The organism is Bradyrhizobium sp. CCBAU 51753, from assembly GCF_015291565.1.
Classification (GTDB): domain Bacteria; phylum Pseudomonadota; class Alphaproteobacteria; order Rhizobiales; family Xanthobacteraceae; genus Bradyrhizobium; species Bradyrhizobium ivorense.
On the sequence record NZ_CP030037.1, the window covers coordinates 7636456 to 7652643 of the forward strand.

The window sequence follows — 16188 nt, forward strand, 5'->3', positions numbered from 1 at the left end:
GGCCTACTCAATCTTCAATTATTCGGCCGCCTCAGCAAGCGGAATTGCACGTTGCGCATTCCCGGCATGCTGCGGCGCAGTATCGGCTTGCTCGCTGGGACCGCACTCGTCCAGGGTCTTGCGGAACCAGAGGGCGTAAAGGCCCGGCAGATACAGCAAGGTCAGGAAAGTCGCAACAAACAATCCACCCATGATGGTGATCGCCATCGGGCCCCAGAACGCGGAGCGGGACAGCGGGATCATGGCCAGGATGGCGGCAAGCGCGGTCAGCACCACCGGCCGGGCACGCCGGACGGTGGCTTCGATGATCGCCTCGCGCCGCGTCAGGCCGCTCGCCACATCGCTCTCGATCTGATCGACCAGGATCACCGCGTTGCGCATGATCATGCCGGCCAGCGCGATCAGGCCGAGCAGCGCCACGAAGCCGAACGGCTGGTTGGCGACGTTGAGCCCGAGCGAAGCGCCGACGATGCCGAGCGGCGCGGTCAGGAACACCAGGAACAGGCGCGAGAAGCTCTGCAGCTGGATCATCAGGAGCGTCAGCATCACCATCACCATCACGGGGAAGAGGATGAAGATCGACGCATTGCCCTTGGCAGATTCCTCGAACGCGCCGCCCGGCTCGATCCGGTAGGCCGGCTCGAGATGGGCCTGGATGTCCTTCAGCTTCGGCGCGATCTGGTTGGTGACGTCGGGCGCCTGCACGCCGTCGACGACGTCGGAGCGCACCGTGATCGCCATGTCGCGGTTGCGCCGCCACAGGATCGGCTCCTCGTGGGCATATTCGAGCTTGGCGATCTGCTGCAGAGGCACCGCCACGCCGTTGCGCGAGGTGATGGTGAGATCGCCGACGCGGCCGAGATCGAGCCGCTCGGCCGGCACGGCGCGGGCGACCACGCCGACCTTTTCGATGCCGTCGCGGATCGTGGTGACCGGCGCGCCCGTGATCAGCATCGACAGCGCCTGCGAGACGTCCTGCGGGGTGAGGCCGAGGGCGCGTGCCCGATCCTGGTCGACGACCAGCTTCAGGTAGGGCGACTGCTCGTTCCAGTCGAGCTGGACGTCCTTGACGCTGGGGTTCTGGCGCATGATCTCGCGCACCTGGTAGGCGATGTCGCGCACCTTGTTGGCGTCGGGGCCGATCACGCGGAACTGGACCGGGAAGCCGACCGGCGGGCCGAAATTGAAGCGGTCGACGCGGACCCGCGCCTCGTTCAGCATGCCGTCAGCGGCCGCCTGCTCGATCTTCGCCTTGACGCGCTCGCGCGCCTCGACGTTCTTGGCGAGGATCACGATCTCGGCAAAGGCCTCGTTCGGCAGCTGCGGGTTGAGGCCGAGCCAGAAGCGCGGCGAACCCTGGCCGACATAGGCGGTATAGGTCGCGATGTCCTGGTCGTCCTTGAGCAGGCCCTCGGCCTTCTTGACGGCCTTCTCGGTGACGTTAAAGGCGGTGCCTTCCGGCAGGCGGAGTTGCAGGAACAGCTCGGGACGCTCGGACAGCGGGAAGAACTGCTGCTGGACGTGGCCGAAGCCGACGATCGAGGCAACGAACACGCCGACGGTCGCCGCCACCACCGTGATGCGGTGGTTGACGCACCACTGCACCACGCGGCGCAGGCCGCGATACATCCGCGTATCGTAGATCGCATGCGGATCGTGGTTCTGGTGCACCTTGATGTTGGGCAGCAGCTTGACGCCGATATAGGGCGTGAAGATCACCGCGACGAACCAGGAGGCGACCAGCGCGATCGCCACGATCCAGAAGATGCCGCCGGCATATTCGCCGACCGCAGAATTGGCAAAACCGATCGGCAGGAAGCCGGCCGCGGTGACCAGCGTGCCGGTCAGCATGGGAAACGCGGTGGATTCCCAGGCAAAGGACGCCGCCTTCATGCGGTCCCAGCCCTGCTCCATCTTCACCACCATCATCTCGACCGCGATGATGGCGTCGTCGACCAGAAGGCCGAGCGCGATGATCAACGCGCCGAGCGTGATGCGGTGCAGGTCGAGCGACATCGTGTTCATCACGATGAAGACGATGCCGAGCACCAGCGGCACCGACAGCGCCACCACGATGCCGGTGCGCCAGCCGAGCGCGATGAAGGAGACGAACAGCACGATCGCCAGCGCCTCGACGAAGGAGTGCACGAACTCGCCGACAGCGTGCTCGACCACCTTGGGCTGGTCGGCGATCTGCTCGATCTCGACGCCCTGCGGCACCGCCTTGACGAAGTCGGCGGTGGCCTGCTGGACCTGCTTGCCGAGCTCGAGGATGTTGGCGCCCTTGGCGGTGACGAGGCCGATGCCGAGCGCCGGCTTGCCTTCCTGGCGCACGGTGAAGGTCGGCGGATCGACATAGCCGTGGGAAACGGTGGCGATATCGCCGAGCCGGAATACGCGGCCGTTGCTCTCGACCGGGGTCTCGGCAACCGCCTTGACGCCGTCGAGCGCGCCGGTGACGCGCAGCGGCACGCGCTGCGAGGAGGTTTCCACGGTGCCGGCCGGCGTCACGTTGTTCTGCTTGGCGAGCGAATCGAACAGCGCCTGCGGCGTGATGCCGAGCGTCGCCAGCTTGGCGTGGGAGAATTCGACGTAGATGCGCTCGTCCTGGATGCCGTAGAGGTCGACCTTGGTCACCCCCGGCACCTTGAGCAGGCGCTGGCGAAAGCCTTCGGCGACCTTCTTGAGCTGCGCATAGTCGGCGCCGTCACCGGTCATCATGTAGAGGATCGAATCGACGTCGGAGAATTCGTCGTTGACCACGGGACCTAAGATGCCGGACGGCAGCTGGCCCTGCACGTCGACCAGCTTCTTGCGCAGGAGATAGAAGAGATAGGGCACGTCCTTCGGCGGCGTCGAGTCGCGGAAGGTGACCTGCATCGCGGTGAAGCCCGGCTTGGAATAGGTCTGCACCTTCTCGAAGAACGGCAGTTCCTGCAGCTTCTTCTCGATCGGGTCGGCGACCTGCATCTGCATTTCCTGCGAGGTCGCGCCCGGCCACATCACCGAGACATTCACCACCTTCACAGTGAAGAACGGGTCCTCGGCGCGGCCGAGCTTTTCGTAGGAGAAGAAGCCGGCGGCGCCGAGCACGAGCATCAGGAACAGCACCAGCGTCGGATGGCTGACCGCCCAGGCCGAAAGGTTGAAGCGCTTCATCGAACTCTCCAAGTCCAAATTTTTCGACTTCAGCTGTCATTGCGAGCGAAGCGACGCAATCCATCTTTCCGCTTGCGGCGACATGAATTGCTTCGTCGCTTCGCTCCTCGCAATGACGCGCGATTAGAACGACAGCGACGAGACGACCCGCACCTTCTGGCTCGGATCGAGCTTCTGCACGCCGAGCGTCACGACCCTGGCGCCCTCGTCGACGCCGCCGGCGATCACGACGTTGTCGCTCTCATAGCCCTTCACCTTGACCGGCTTCAGCGCGAGCTCGCCCTTGTCGTCGACGATGTAGAGCGAGGGATCGCCGCCCTGGCTGTACAGCGCCGACAGCGGCAGTTTTGCCACGCGCTCGCTCGCCTTGTCGGCCAAGGTCAGCGTCGCGGTCATGCCGAGCGAGACGGCCTCGTCGGCATCCGGCAGCGAGAATTTTGCGAGATAGGTGCGGGTGGCGGCATCGGCCTGCGGCGCGACCTCGCGCAGCTTGGCGGCATAGGTCTTCTTGGCATCCGACCACAGCGTGACCGTGGCTGCGCCCGACCTGGCACGAGCGAGAAGCGTCTCTGGGATCGCGACGACAGCTTCTTTCTCACCAAGTCGGGCGACACGGATCGAGGCCTGGCCCGCGGCAACCACCTGGCCGGGCTCGATCATGGTCGCGGTGACGACACCCTTGGTGTCGGCCACCAGCGTTGCGTAAGAGAGAGAATTCTTGGTCAGCTCGACCGAGCGTTCGGCACGGTTCAGCCGGGCGCGGGCTTCATCGCCGGCGGCTTTGGCGGAATCGAGCTGCGCGTCGGTGGTCCAACCCTTGGCCTTCAAATCCTTGGCGCGCTGCTCGGCGGCGGCGGCCTGCGCCAGCACGCCGGTGGCGGCGCGGAATTCGGCCTCGGCCTGCTCGGCCTGCAGCTTCAGATCGACCTCGTCGAGGGTGGCCAAGGGCTGGTCGACGTCGACTGTCTGTCCGACCTCGACCAGCCGCTTGGCCACCTTGCCGGCAACCCGAAAGCCCATATCGGCTTCGATCCGGGGCTTGATCGTGCCAACAAAACTGCGCTCAGGGGTCTCGGCTTCGTAATGGACGGTCGCCACCAGAACCGGGCGCCCGGGATCGGCCTTTTCGGCCGCCTTTTCGTTGCAGCCGGTCAGCGCGAACACCGCGAAAGCCAGCAGCGCTCCAGTCAAGAGCCTGTAATAGCTCGAGAAAACGGAACGGACGAACATCTGATCTCTCCATCGGGCTGACGACTGATGAAGAGTATCGATTTATCACTGACGAATGTCAATATTCGTCAGTGAACACCAATTCGTGAGGTTAGGGTGATTGACGGTTGGTTCACCATGATTGGGGTGCGCAGTGCTGTAGCCCGGATGCAGCGCAGCGAAATCCGGGATCACTTTGATGGAGAGAGCGGTCCCGGATTGCGCTTCGCTTCATCCGGGCTACGCGGGCGGGATGCGCTATTACAAGGATGGGTAGAGCGTAGCGAAACCCATCATCTCCTCCGCGGCAAGGCGATGGGTTTCGCTTCGCTCTAGCCATCCTGCGCGGACGGCACGCCTACTTCGTGCCGGCGAACTCGGTCTTGGTCTCGTGGCCGCCGAGGAACACCAGCAAGCCCGCGACCAGCGGCAGCAGCGACAGCACCAGCAAGCCCGTGGACGTGCTGCCGGTCGCCTCCTTGATCCAGCCGATCAGATAAGGACCTCCGAACCCGGCGAGGTTGCCGATCGAGTTGATCAGCGCAATCGCGCCGGCAGCCGCGGTGCCGGACAGCCAGGCGGTCGGCAGCGTCCAGAACACCGCGAAGCAGCAGAACACGCCGATCGCCGCGATCGTCAGCACGATCATAGTGATGGTCGGATCGGTGATGTAGCTGGAGATGCCGAGCGCCAGCGCGGTCAGCAGCAAGGGTGCGCCGACGTGGAAGACGCGCTCGCGCGTGGCGTCGGAATGGCGCGCCCACAGGATCATCGCGATGGTGCCAAACAGATAGGGGATCGCGGTGACGAAGCCGGTCTGCGCGTTGGTGAGGCCGAACGCCTTGACGATCTGCGGCAGCCAGAACTGCATGCCGTAGAGCGCGCCGACGAAGCCGAAATAGATCGCACTGAGCGCCAGCACCTTTGGCGAGGCCAGCGCCTCGCCCAGCGAGAAATGCTTCACCGCCTGCTTGGCCGCGATCTCGGCGTCGAGCTTTGCCTTCAGCCACGCCTTCTGGTCGGCCGAGAGCCAGTCGGCCTTCTCCGGCTTGTCGGTGAGGTAGAACCAGGTGACGATGCCGAGCAGCACCGAGGGAATGCCCTCGATGATGAACAGCCACTGCCAGCCCTTCAGCCCCATCGCGCCGTCGAGCCCGAGCAAGAGGCCCGAGATCGGCGCGCCGATCACGGTCGAGACCGGCACGGCGAGCGCGAACGCGGCGAGGAAGCGCGCGCGATATTGGGCCGGATACCAGTAGGTGAGATAGAGGATGATGCCGGGGAAGAAGCCGGCCTCGGCGACGCCGAGCAGGAAGCGCAGCACATAGAAGCTGGTCTCGCCCGAGACGGTTGCCATCAGCGCCGAGATGACGCCCCAGGTCACCATGATGCGGGCGATCCACTTGCTGGCGCCGAACTTCTCCAGCGCCAGATTGCTCGGCACCTCGAAGATGAAATAGCCGATGAAGAAGATGCCGGCGCCGAGCGAGAACACCACCGGCGTGAACTTCATGTCCGCGTTCATGGTCAGCGCGGCGAAGCCGAGATTGACGCGGTCGAGATAGGAGAAGAAGTAGGCCAGGATCAGGAACGGGATCAGCCGCCACGAGATGGCGCGGATCGTCGATGTTTCGACTTCGCTACGTGCGGCGCCGTCGGACGCGAAGGTGGTGGTCTGGCTCATTGGTTTCCCCCGGGCTATTGCTTGGCTTGAGGATTATTGGGTGCACGCAGGTTGAGCAATGGCAAAAAGCTCATAGCTCACAGCGCCAAACGGGAACCGAATGGGGATAGCGATTGGCCGAACCGACCGCCACCGTCATTGCGAGGAGCGAAGCGACGAAGCAATCCATGGCTCCGCATATGCGGCTCGATGGATTGCTTCGCTCCGCTCGCAATGACGGAGACAAGTGAGCCTCAATCCGCCAGCTGAAAGCGCTCGAAGCGGCCGAGCTCTTCCTCGATGCGGCGCTTCAGCTCCTTGCGCGCAGCTTGCTTCTTGCCGTTGCCGACCCAGGTCCATTTCTGCATCAGCAGCTTCTTGTTCTGGCGGTCGGTCTTGAGGTCAATGGCGGCGACAATGTCGTCGCCGACCAGCACCGGCAACGCAAAATAGCCGAACACGCGCTTTTCTTTCGGCACATAGGCCTCGAACCGATGGCCGTAGCCGAAGAACAATTCGGTGCGCTTGCGCTGGATGATCAAGGGATCGAACGGCGACAGGATGTGGACCAGGCCCGGATCGGCCTCGCCGGCCTGTTCCAGAACCTCCGGCCGGACCCAATGCTCCTGCTTGCCGGCGCCCTCGAGCGCGAGCGAGATCAGCTCGTTGCGGCGGACGCGCGCCTCGATCAGGCGGCGCACCGCCTTTTTGCTCGGCGCATCGAGATGGCAGACCGAATCCAGGCTGACGACGCCCTGCGAGCGCAGCGCGCGGTCGAGCAGATAGGCCGTCTGCTCCGACGCCGACGCCGGCTTCGGCGGCTTGTCCCAGCCGAAATGCCGCGTCATCAGCTCATAGGTCTTGAGCATGCCGTTGCGCTCGCTGATCGTGGCGACGCCGCCGTAGAAGGCGAGTTGCAGCGCCCGCTTGGAGGGCTTGCGGCTCTGCCACAGATGCTCCTTCTCGGTCAGCACGTCGTCGTCGATGTCGCGGATGGTGAGCGGGCCGGCGCGCAGCAGCCGCATGATCTTGCGGGTGTCGGCCGGCGTCACCGACGAATACCATTGATGACCGTCGCGCTTGTGCGCCTTCATCGCCGGCAGGAAGAAGCGAAAGTCCTTCGACGGCACGTAGGACAGCGCGTGCGTCCAATACTCGAACACGGTCTTGTCGGTGCTCTGCGCCTGCTTGAGATCGGCGCGGCGGTAGTCCGGAATCCGCGAGAACAGGATGTGGTGATGGCAGCGCTCGATCACGTTGATGGTGTCGATCTGCACATAGCCGAGATGGTCGACGGCATCAGCCACCGCCGACGCCCCCTCGGCGAACGGCGCCCTGGTATCGAGCCGCTGCGCGCGCAGCCAGATGCGGCGGGCGGCGGCATTGCTCAACGGCAGGGGTTCGGCTCGGCGGGGCATTTGCCCGGCAATGTAGTGAGATTCGCGCGATTGTGGAGAGCGGTCCGGCTGCGCGTCATCGGTCCAGCGCTTTGCCCGTTCCGGCACCGTGCCGGTCGACATCCCGGTCACCGACAACCCAACCGTGACCAAGATCACATTCGGCGCTTTGAACCGGTCCTAGAGTTCCCGCATCAAAACGACAGCAAGCCAGATTTGGTTGGCACGATTTCAAGGACCAAAGCCATGACCCGCTCTCTCTCCGTTTCCCTTCTGACGATCGGCGCTGCGCTGTCGATGACGGCGGGCCTCGCACTGGCCGGCAGCGACACCGTTCCCGCCGCCAAGATCCTCGATGCGCTGAAGCCGAAATCGGCCACCCGCGGCCTGTCGGCCGGCCCGCAGGTCGACCCCGCGGCCTCGGCCAAGGAATCGGCCAAGGAAGCCGGCTTCCTCAACAGCGTCCGCAACCGTTCGCTGTCATCAGGCGAACGCCAAGAGATCGCCGAGATCGCCGCCAACAAGCCGAAGATCGATCTGGAGATCCACTTCGACTACAACTCCGCCGACATCAGCAAGGGCTCGACCCAGGCCGTGCAGGAACTCGGCAAGGCGCTGTCCGATGCCAGCCTGAAGGGCTCGACCTTCGTGCTCGCCGGCCACACCGATGCGGTCGGCGGCGAGAGCTACAACCAGGATCTGTCGGAGCGCCGCGCCGACACCATCAAGAAATACCTGGTCGAGCATTACGGCCTGATCGGTTCCAACCTCGTCACCGTCGGCTACGGCAAGACCAAGCCGAAGGATCCGAACGCGCCGTTCGACCCGACCAACCGCCGCGTGCAGGTCGTGAACATGGAGACCAAGACTGCGTCGCAGTAGGCGTTGCTGCCTCCTCCCGTCATTGCGAGCGAAGCGAAGCAATCCATCCATCCTCATGCGCGGTGAGAATGGATTGCTTCGCTTCGCTCGCAATGACGAGACTTAGATCCAGCTCTGGAACAGCATCAATCGGTTGAACGTCGCCATCGACGTCTCGACGATCGCCGCGGTGACCGGCAGCATTGCGACGAAGCCGGCGCAGCCGACCGCCACGAACGCCCACAACAGCCAGCGCGGCGCGCCCTTGCGGGTCAGCGCATAGACCAGCGCGTAGCTCGCCGTGGTCGCCGCCGGCAGATAATAATAGATGAAGCCGAGCGTGCGCGGCAGCAGCGCCCAAGCGAGATAGGGGCCGAGATAGAACGCCAGCACCAGGAATGCGTCGCGCTGGCGCGCCACGATCCAGTCGCGCAACGCGACAACCAGCGCGATCAGCGCCGGCCACAGGATCAGCGGATTGCCGAGAAACACCACCGCCGCGATCCGGTCATCGCTGACCTTGTCGAAGAGATACCAGACCGGCCGCACCAGGAGCGGCCATGACGGCCATGAGCTCATATAGGTGTGGCCTGCGATCGCCGTCGTGGTGTTGTCGGCAAAGATGCGGCGCTGCGCCTCCACGATCGCGGAGACCGAGAAACCGTATAACGGCACGAAGGTCGCGAGATAGACGACCGCCGGGATCAGCACGAAGCAGGCGATGAAGTGATGGACGCGAAAATCCGGCCACAGGTCCGGCCGGTACCAGTCCTCGGACGTGCCGTCGGCAAAGCGGGTGCGCCAGCTCCGCAGCAGGCTGACAGCCGCGACGATGACGATACAGGTCGCGAGCACGAACAGGCCGCTCCATTTGCAGGCGGCCGAAAAGCCCGCGGCAAGCCCCGCCAGCGCGAAAGCGAGCTGCGGCCGCTGCTGCCTGAAGCCATGGATGAACGCCGCGATCGCGAACAAGCCGAAGGCCAGCGCGAAAATATCCAGCATCGCGATCCGCGACTGTACGAACAGCATCTGGTTGAAGAAGGCGAGCAGCGTGGCCGCGAGCGCGCGTCCCTGTGCGGCGAACAGCGCGAGGCCGCCGAGATAGACGCCGACCAGCGCCAGCGCACCGAACAGCGCGGCGGGATAGCGCCAGCCAAACGGATTGTCGCCAAACACTTTGATGGAGCGTGCGATGATCTCCTTGGCCAGCGGCGGATGCATCGGGTTGAGGATCGGCGCCTCCGGCGCCGGCGAGAGCATCTGCCGCGCCGCCGGCACGTAGTGCACCTCGTCGAAATAGAGCTTGTCGGGCACCGTGATCCCGATCAGCAGCACCATGTGGGCGACGACGAAGATGATCGCGGCGACGACGGCCGTGCGCGGCAGAACCGAATGTGAATCGGGTTGGACGCTCACGGATTGGACGCAATACGAGGCGAACGCATGTGAGCGAAGGAGCTAGGTTGGCGTCGTGGCGCGTGATGTGTGTGAGCGGAACTTACGTTCATATCCACCGCATTGAACGAATTCTCCTTCGTCGATAGCGAGCCTACAGTATCAGATGCAAGCGCGGTCCGGTACGATGACAAAGGGTCTTGCCACGCGGCTGATCGACCGCGGCGTCGGGTTGCCGATCGATGCTTGATCCGCCGAGCTGGCCTAGCTTCTGGATTTCTTCGCTGACTTTTTCGGGGCTGCCTTGCGCTTTCGAACGGCCTTGGCGACCTTCTTGGCTTTTCGGGCCGGCTTGGCCTTCTTTGCCTTCTTTGCAGTTTTGACCTTCTTGGCTTTTTTGGCCTTCTTGACCTTCTTGACCTTCTTGGCAGTGGCACCCGGCTTGGTCGCACCAGCCGTTTTCTTGCCCGTTGCGGTCGATCCCGGCCCCGGCTCCAGCACCGAGCCCCTGCGTTTGGTGATGGGGAATTTCGGGATGCGCGCCGCGAGTGGCTGGCCCTCCGAAACCCAGAACAGACGTTCCAGCATCGCCATGCTCGATGGATCGAAATAGCGGTCTTGCCAGCTGTCGTTCGGCTCGTTGTGCTTCCAGCTGACGACCTGATCGAAGAATTTCGAGGCGGGGAAGTTCTTCTTCTGATCCTTGTCGCCACCCGCCTTCATCCAGGCTGCGTTGGCGAGCCGCTGGGCCTTCAGCATCTGGTAGTAACGCCAGCGATAGTGGCTGTAGATGTCGAAGACGTGGGTCGCGTAGGCCTGGGCGATGCGGCGGTCGCCGCGCAGGATCAGCAAGTTCTCGTCGTTGTTGTGCGAGGCACGGTAGCCCAGATTGTGGCTGCCGGTCGCAACGACGCAGTTGGTCAGCGAGAATGGATCGATCACGACGATCTTGTCGTGCACGATCGCATTGCCGAACCGGTAGAACTCCTTTTCCCATTCCGCAAAGCCGTCGAGAATGCCCGCCGGCGCGATCACGTCGGCATCCTCGTCCGGATCCCGGAATTTCATGAATTCCTCGGCCTCGGCCTGATCGCTGATCACACCGCGGATCAACAGATACGGCTTCTTCTCCGATACGCCGGACAGGAACTTGACGATGGTGGAAATTTCCGAGCCGGCGCCGCCGGGCTGGAAGCAAAGGAACATCACCGCCTGCTCTGCGGCCTCGCAGAGCGCAAACAACTGCTTGAGGTCGGGCGGCAGCTTGGCGGGTTTTCTGATCAGCCCCGGCATGTTCGGAGAGAACCACACCTGCGCGCTCGGGCCGCCCGCGATCGCAAGCGCGGGCCGCGGCTTGGCATCGTCCTTGCGCAGCGTGTCGCCCTGTATGTCCGGCATCGGCTCGGGCGTCGGAGGAATGCCGGCCGTCTCGGCGTCGGTCTTAAGCTCATGCCAATAGTCGAGATATTGTTTGGCAAGGTCGGACGATTCGACGATCATGCAGTTGTTGGATTGGGTGCAGAGGCCGGTCGCGGTCCAGTTGGTGCTTCCGGTCAATACCGACTTCGGCGCACCGTCCGGTCCGACATAGACGATGAACTTGTTGTGGCCGATCTGCCCCTTGGGCATGTAGCGCCGGATCAGTGGCTTGCCTGCCAATTGTTCCGCCGCGAAGGCATTGCCGTCGTCATATGGCTTTCCATCGTCGCCGGTCCCGTTGTTCGACAGGATGATCTCGACCTCGTCGAGCGAGACCAGTTCGGCGATCAGCTGGGTGTCGGTCAGTTCGTACAGCGACGCATAGCACTTGCCGCCTTCCAGCTTGGCGCGCTTGATGATCGAAAGTAAGGCATCAAGCAGCTGCCCGGTCAGGCCGAGCCTGATCGGGTCGCCCTCCTTCTTGATGTGCGGATCCAGCGCGGCCGGCGACGGCTTCTTGCCTTCGGCGATCAGCGCTCGTGACAGGTGTTGGGTGGAGAGAATGCCGCGGTTGAAATAGACGCGGATGTTTCCATAGGTGTCGGTCGCGGTGACCGCCGGGGTAATCATCGGCTTGAAGTTCGGCACCGGCTGCGGGTTTTGCGGCGGCCCCTGCATCGGCACGATCTTGTAGCGGACGGGTTTGCCACGCTCAGGCGCAAGGTCGCGCCAGCGAAAGTTGGCGATAGGCTGCAGCGTGGTCGGCTTTGCGATCCACTTGTTGGGATCGGTCTCCTCGAATCCAACGTGCGATGTGAGCGGCACTTCGGGGAGATCGACGTCCGCGGGGAGACGATACACGGCGAAGCCAAGACACCCGGGCAGCTTCTCGTCGATGCTCCAGCCGATCTGCACGACGTCGTTGTTCGCGTATGCGATTGCCTTCGCCGCCATCACCGCCCCCTCTGATGCAGACGTGCTGATACAGACCTGCGTGCGTTGTAGCAGGACACCCGAATCAAAGCAACCTGTAGTTGTTTCAATGCGAAAGGCGACGAAGAAAGTTTGTCGGATGCTTGCGCGGAGGGCTGCGCCGGCTCGACTGGAGATCACATCCGCGGGGCTGCTCAGCCCGAAACAAAAGCCGGTCGGAGCGTGCTCCGGCCGGCGCCACCACGGTTCACCCAGGCACGGTTCACCCAGGACGCATCACACGCCCCGATAGGCCCGGCGCAGGCCTTCGACATCGAGCTTGATCATGCCGAGCATCGCCTGCATCGCGCGGCCGGCGCCGGCCGGGTCCGGTCCGGCGATGGTGTCGTGAACGGCCGTCGGCACGATCTGCCACGGCACGCCGAAGCGATCGCGCAGCCAGCCGCACTGCTCCGCCTTGCCGCCATCGGCGAGCAAAGCGTCCCAGAGCCGGTCGACCTCGGCCTGATCGGCGCAATCGATCGAGAACGAGGCGGCGTGGGAGTATTCCATCTTCATGCCCCCGTTCAGCGCGATGTAGCTCTGGCCGGCCAGCGTGAAATAGACCACCAGCACCGAGCCGGCCTTGCCGGCCGGGCAGTCGACGACGTTCTTCTGGACCTTCTCGATCCGGGAATTCGGTAGCAGCGAGACGTAGAAGTTCGCCGCCTCCTCGGCCTCGCCGTCGAACCACAGGCAGGGCGACACTTTTGACATCATGCAACTCTCCTCGCGTCGGCGGATGCGATCAGGCGTTGGCGGCAGCGGGCTGGCCCTTGGTCGCGGCCTCGACGTCCATCCACATCACTTCCCAGATGTGGCCATCGAGATCCTCGAAGCTGCGGCCATACATGAAGCCGTAATCCTGCTTCGGCGAAGGATCGGCGGTGCCGCCGGCGCCCGTCGCCTTGCTCACGGTGTCGTCGACCGCCTCGCGGCCATCGGCGGAGAGGCAGATCAGCACTTCGCTCGAGGTCCTGGCGTCGGAGATCTTCTTTGGCGTGAACTGGCGGAATTTGTCGTGGGTCAGCAGCATCACGAAGATGGTCTCGGAGATCACCATGCAGGATGCGGTGTCGTCGGAGAATTGCGGATTCTTCGTCGCGCCGATCGCCTCGTAGAAGGCGGTCGATCGGGCGAGATCGGAAACCGGCAGGTTGACGAAGATCATCTTGGCTTGGGACAAGGGAAGGCACTCCTTTGGCGGGGTTGTGCCCCAAGGACGAAGCCGAGGGCGCGCTCCCGACATTTGATTTTGAGAATTTTTGTTGCGACGTCCTGCCGCAGGCCTCAGGTGACGATCGGGGTCGGCATGGTCAGGAACGCCCGCGTCACGTGCCAGAACAGCTCGCGGTTGGTCGCCAGCGCCACCGAATGGGCGGTGCCGGGCAGGATGATGAACTGGCGGTCGCCGTTCGGCAGCTTGTTGTAAAATTCCTCGAGGTCGGGGACGGTCGCGATCCCGTCATATTCGCCGCGGACCAGCAGCACCGGCGCCAGCACTTTTTCCGGATGCACCACCGGCAGATTGGCGGTCATGTCGAGATAGGTGCCGGTCGGGATCTGGTCGCCGAACTGCATCTCGACATCAGCCAGTACCTCGACCACGGCAGGATCCGACGTGCCCGCTCTGTCGCGCGTCGCGATCGAGCGGATCATGTCGCGGTCGCGCTTGCGCATGTTGTGGCTGCGGTAATAGGCGAGCTGCTCGGCTCGTTTTGCAAGCGTCGGCGAGCCCTCGCCCTTGTAGGTGAAAGCCGCGAACACCAGCCGGTCGATCCGCTCAGGCGCCGCCATCGCATAGGCGCCGGCGCGCAGCGCGCCCGAGGATTCGCCGACGAAGTGATATTTGGTTTGCGCGGTCTCGCGGGCGATCACCTCGACCGCCGCCTTCAGGTCCTCGACGCCGCTCGCGATATCGGCATTGCCGGAGGTGCGGCCCGACTTGCCGTAGTTCTCATGGTCCATGGTCCAGCAATCGAAGCCGTAGCGCGCGAACGTATTGAGCAGAGAATACTCGCCCTTGCCGGGAACGGTGAGGTCGAACACGCGCGACGTCACCGACGAGCCGTGGACGAAGAACACCACGGGCCGCGCCGGCTCGCCCGGTTTCGGCGCGCCGATCCGCTTGCGGAACATCCACAGCGGAATGTCGCCCTTCTTCGCCCAGTACTCGCCGCTCCAGATCTCGCCCTCGGCGGGAACCGCAGTTGCGGCCTGCGCCCCGCCGAGCACGCCTCCTGCCGCTGCCACGCCTAGGCCCTTGATGATGGTGCGGCGCGAATGGTCGGAATGCGTCATGGCTCGCCTCCCTTCATGGTGGGGCTTCGTTCGGTCCCCAAGGTTGAGCAATGCTAGCATCCACGCCCGTCATTGCGAGCGCAAGCGAAGCAATCCATGCCGCCGCTTGCGGAAGCATGGATTGCTTCGCTTGCGCTCGCAATGACAGCAAATTCGGCGCACGATTTTGTGAATGGCAACGGCGATCGGGACGGGACGGCGGCCGGACTTGCGCCTAGTCTCCGCCGCGGTCCGACCGGAAATATCCGGCGAGAAGCGGGAGCGAAGAATGAGCAGCAACCTCACCGACGAAGAACTTGCCGCCTTGATACCCTCCGAACTGTGCCAGTACCCAACGCCGATCCCGACCCAGATCGTTTCCAGCGACGAGTTCTATCCCGATCCCCAGAATGAGCGGCAGCGCGAGGTCGAGGCGCGGCTGCTGGCGATGGCCGACGATCTCGGCGGCAAGCAGGGCCTCGACCGCCGCAGATTTTTCCAGACCGCGGCCGGCATGGCCGCCTCGTTCGTCGCGATGAACCAGGTCTACGGCCCGTTGTTCGACGTCACGCCGGCGGAGGCCGCGACGCCGGCGATGGCGCAGGAGCGCGCCAGCGCGCTGAAGGACCAGTTCATCATGGACATGCATACGCATTTCCTGCGCGACGACACCCGCATCATGGGCTTTGTGGAAATGCGCAAGGCGGTCGGCAAGGCCGGCTGGAACAAGCAGCTCAGCGACCACGAGCAGACCATCGAGGATCTGAAGTTCAACAACTACAAGAAGGAGATGTTTCTCGATTCCGACACCAAGATCGCGCTGATCTCCTCGGCGCCGTCGGATATCGAGCAGGACTGGTTCCTGACCAACGAGCAGATGGCCGACGCCCGCAAGAAGATCAACGACGAGGCCGGCGCGCGGCGGGTGTTCTGCCACGCCATCTTCACGCCGGGCCAGCCCGGCTGGCTCGACAAGCTCGACGCCGCGCTCGCCTTGAAGCCGGAATCCTGCAAGGGCTACACCATCGGCGACAACACCCACAAGGAGATCAGCCGCTATCCGTGGCGGCTCGACGACGAGAAGGTGGCCTACAAGGGCTATGAGAAGATGGTGCAGGCGGGCATCAAGAATGTCTGCGTCCACAAGGGGCTGTTCCCGCCCGGCATCGAGAAGCAGTATCCCAATCTGCGCGGCTTTGCCGACGTCGCCGATGTCGGCCAGGCGGCCAAGGACTGGCCGCAGCTCAACTTCATCATCTACCACTCGGCCTATCGCCATGTCGGCGGCGATCCCCGGGTTGCGCTCGCCGAGTTCGAGCGCACCGGCCGCATCGCCTGGACCTCCGACCTCGCCGACATCCCGGCGCAATACGGCGTCAACAATGTCTATGGCGATGTCGGGCAGCTGTTCGCGACCACGCTGGTCGCCGAACCCAATGTCTGCGCCGCGCTGATGGGAACGCTGATCAAGGGCCTCGGCGTCGATCACGTTTGCTGGGGCACCGACGCGCTGTGGACCGGCGCGCCGCAATGGCAGATCGAGGGTTTCCGCCGGCTGGAGATCCCCGAGGTGATGCAGAAGAAGTTCGGCTACGCGCCGCTCGGCCCCGCCGACGGACCGGTGAAATCAGCGATCTTCGGCGACAACAACGCCCGGCTCTACAACGTCCAGCCGAAGCGCGCGATGCTGGAGCTCAAGGGTGACCGCTTTGCGATGATGAAGGCGCAGTATGAGAAGGCCGGCGTCGAGCCGTCGAACACGCGCTACGGCTACGTGGTGCCGAACGGGGCGATTGATCACCGGGTGTTTGTGTGACGCTCTAACCGCGTCAT

General features: G+C 63.9%; 11 protein-coding genes. 2 read left to right on the forward strand and 9 right to left on the reverse strand.

The genetic code is table 11. The features are described from left to right. Positions 1–18: 18 nt before the first annotated feature. The 4 genes from XH93_RS34940 to XH93_RS34955 all read right to left on the reverse strand — a co-directional run bounded on the left by XH93_RS34940 (position 19) and on the right by XH93_RS34955 (position 7449). Positions 19–3159: an efflux RND transporter permease subunit gene (locus tag XH93_RS34940; RefSeq protein WP_194470953.1), complete on the reverse strand. Its 3141-nt coding sequence runs from the start codon at positions 3157–3159 to the stop codon at positions 19–21. Between the two features lie 123 nt (positions 3160–3282). Then, positions 3283–4389, reverse strand: coding sequence for an efflux RND transporter periplasmic adaptor subunit (locus XH93_RS34945; protein ID WP_194470954.1), 1107 nt, complete (start codon positions 4387–4389; stop codon positions 3283–3285). A gap of 337 nt (positions 4390–4726) precedes the next feature. Continuing rightward, positions 4727–6052: an MFS transporter gene (locus XH93_RS34950; protein WP_194470955.1), complete on the reverse strand. Its 1326-nt coding sequence runs from the start codon at positions 6050–6052 to the stop codon at positions 4727–4729. A gap of 233 nt (positions 6053–6285) precedes the next feature. Then, entirely contained in the window at positions 6286–7449 is a 1164-nt protein-coding gene (locus tag XH93_RS34955) for a winged helix-turn-helix domain-containing protein (RefSeq protein WP_194475439.1), read from the reverse strand. A 225-nt stretch (positions 7450–7674) separates the two neighbouring features. On the opposite strand from XH93_RS34955, the gene XH93_RS34960 reads away from it, so the two are divergent. Continuing rightward, a complete protein-coding gene (locus tag XH93_RS34960) occupies positions 7675–8310 on the forward strand; it encodes an OmpA family protein (protein WP_194470956.1) in 636 nt (211 codons plus the stop codon). Between the two features lie 102 nt (positions 8311–8412). Here XH93_RS34960 and XH93_RS34965 read toward each other — a convergent pair whose 3' ends face one another. The 5 genes from XH93_RS34965 to XH93_RS34985 all read right to left on the reverse strand — a co-directional run bounded on the left by XH93_RS34965 (position 8413) and on the right by XH93_RS34985 (position 14376). Further along, positions 8413–9705 (reverse strand): phospholipid carrier-dependent glycosyltransferase, encoded by a 1293-nt coding sequence (locus XH93_RS34965; protein WP_246799378.1) that lies wholly within the window; start codon positions 9703–9705, stop codon positions 8413–8415. Between the two features lie 243 nt (positions 9706–9948). Continuing rightward, complete coding sequence (locus XH93_RS34970; RefSeq protein WP_194470957.1) at positions 9949–12057, reverse strand: phospholipase D-like domain-containing protein; 2109 nt, start codon at positions 12055–12057, stop codon at positions 9949–9951. Positions 12058–12312: 255 nt separating this feature from the next. Further along, entirely contained in the window at positions 12313–12792 is a 480-nt protein-coding gene (locus tag XH93_RS34975; RefSeq protein WP_194475441.1) for a VOC family protein, read from the reverse strand. Positions 12793–12823: 31 nt separating this feature from the next. Further along, positions 12824–13246, reverse strand: coding sequence for a VOC family protein (locus XH93_RS34980; RefSeq protein ID WP_194475442.1), 423 nt, complete (start codon positions 13244–13246; stop codon positions 12824–12826). Between the two features lie 119 nt (positions 13247–13365). Further along, positions 13366–14376, reverse strand: a complete 1011-nt coding sequence (locus XH93_RS34985; RefSeq protein ID WP_194470958.1) for an alpha/beta hydrolase — start codon at positions 14374–14376, stop codon at positions 13366–13368. Positions 14377–14644: 268 nt separating this feature from the next. On the opposite strand from XH93_RS34985, the gene XH93_RS34990 reads away from it, so the two are divergent. Further along, the gene (locus XH93_RS34990) at positions 14645–16171 is read left to right on the forward strand and encodes an amidohydrolase family protein (RefSeq protein WP_194470959.1); all 1527 of its coding nucleotides are present in this window, start codon (positions 14645–14647) and stop codon (positions 16169–16171) included. Positions 16172–16188 lie beyond the last annotated feature (17 nt).

Coding starts and splice junctions, on each gene's coding strand:
- XH93_RS34940 (WP_194470953.1), bottom strand. CDS start 3,159: ATGAAGCGCTTCAACCTTTCGGCCTGGGCGGTCAGCCATCCGACGCTG.
- XH93_RS34970 (WP_194470957.1), bottom strand. CDS start 12,057: ATGGCGGCGAAGGCAATCGCATACGCGAACAACGACGTCGTGCAGATC.
- XH93_RS34980 (WP_194475442.1), bottom strand. CDS start 13,246: ATGATCTTCGTCAACCTGCCGGTTTCCGATCTCGCCCGATCGACCGCC.
- XH93_RS34985 (WP_194470958.1), bottom strand. CDS start 14,376: ATGACGCATTCCGACCATTCGCGCCGCACCATCATCAAGGGCCTAGGC.
- XH93_RS34955 (WP_194475439.1), bottom strand. CDS start 7,449: ATGCCCCGCCGAGCCGAACCCCTGCCGTTGAGCAATGCCGCCGCCCGC.
- XH93_RS34975 (WP_194475441.1), bottom strand. CDS start 12,792: ATGTCAAAAGTGTCGCCCTGCCTGTGGTTCGACGGCGAGGCCGAGGAG.
- XH93_RS34950 (WP_194470955.1), bottom strand. CDS start 6,052: ATGAGCCAGACCACCACCTTCGCGTCCGACGGCGCCGCACGTAGCGAA.
- XH93_RS34960 (WP_194470956.1), top strand. CDS start 7,675: ATGACCCGCTCTCTCTCCGTTTCCCTTCTGACGATCGGCGCTGCGCTG.
- XH93_RS34990 (WP_194470959.1), top strand. CDS start 14,645: ATGAGCAGCAACCTCACCGACGAAGAACTTGCCGCCTTGATACCCTCC.
- XH93_RS34945 (WP_194470954.1), bottom strand. CDS start 4,389: ATGTTCGTCCGTTCCGTTTTCTCGAGCTATTACAGGCTCTTGACTGGA.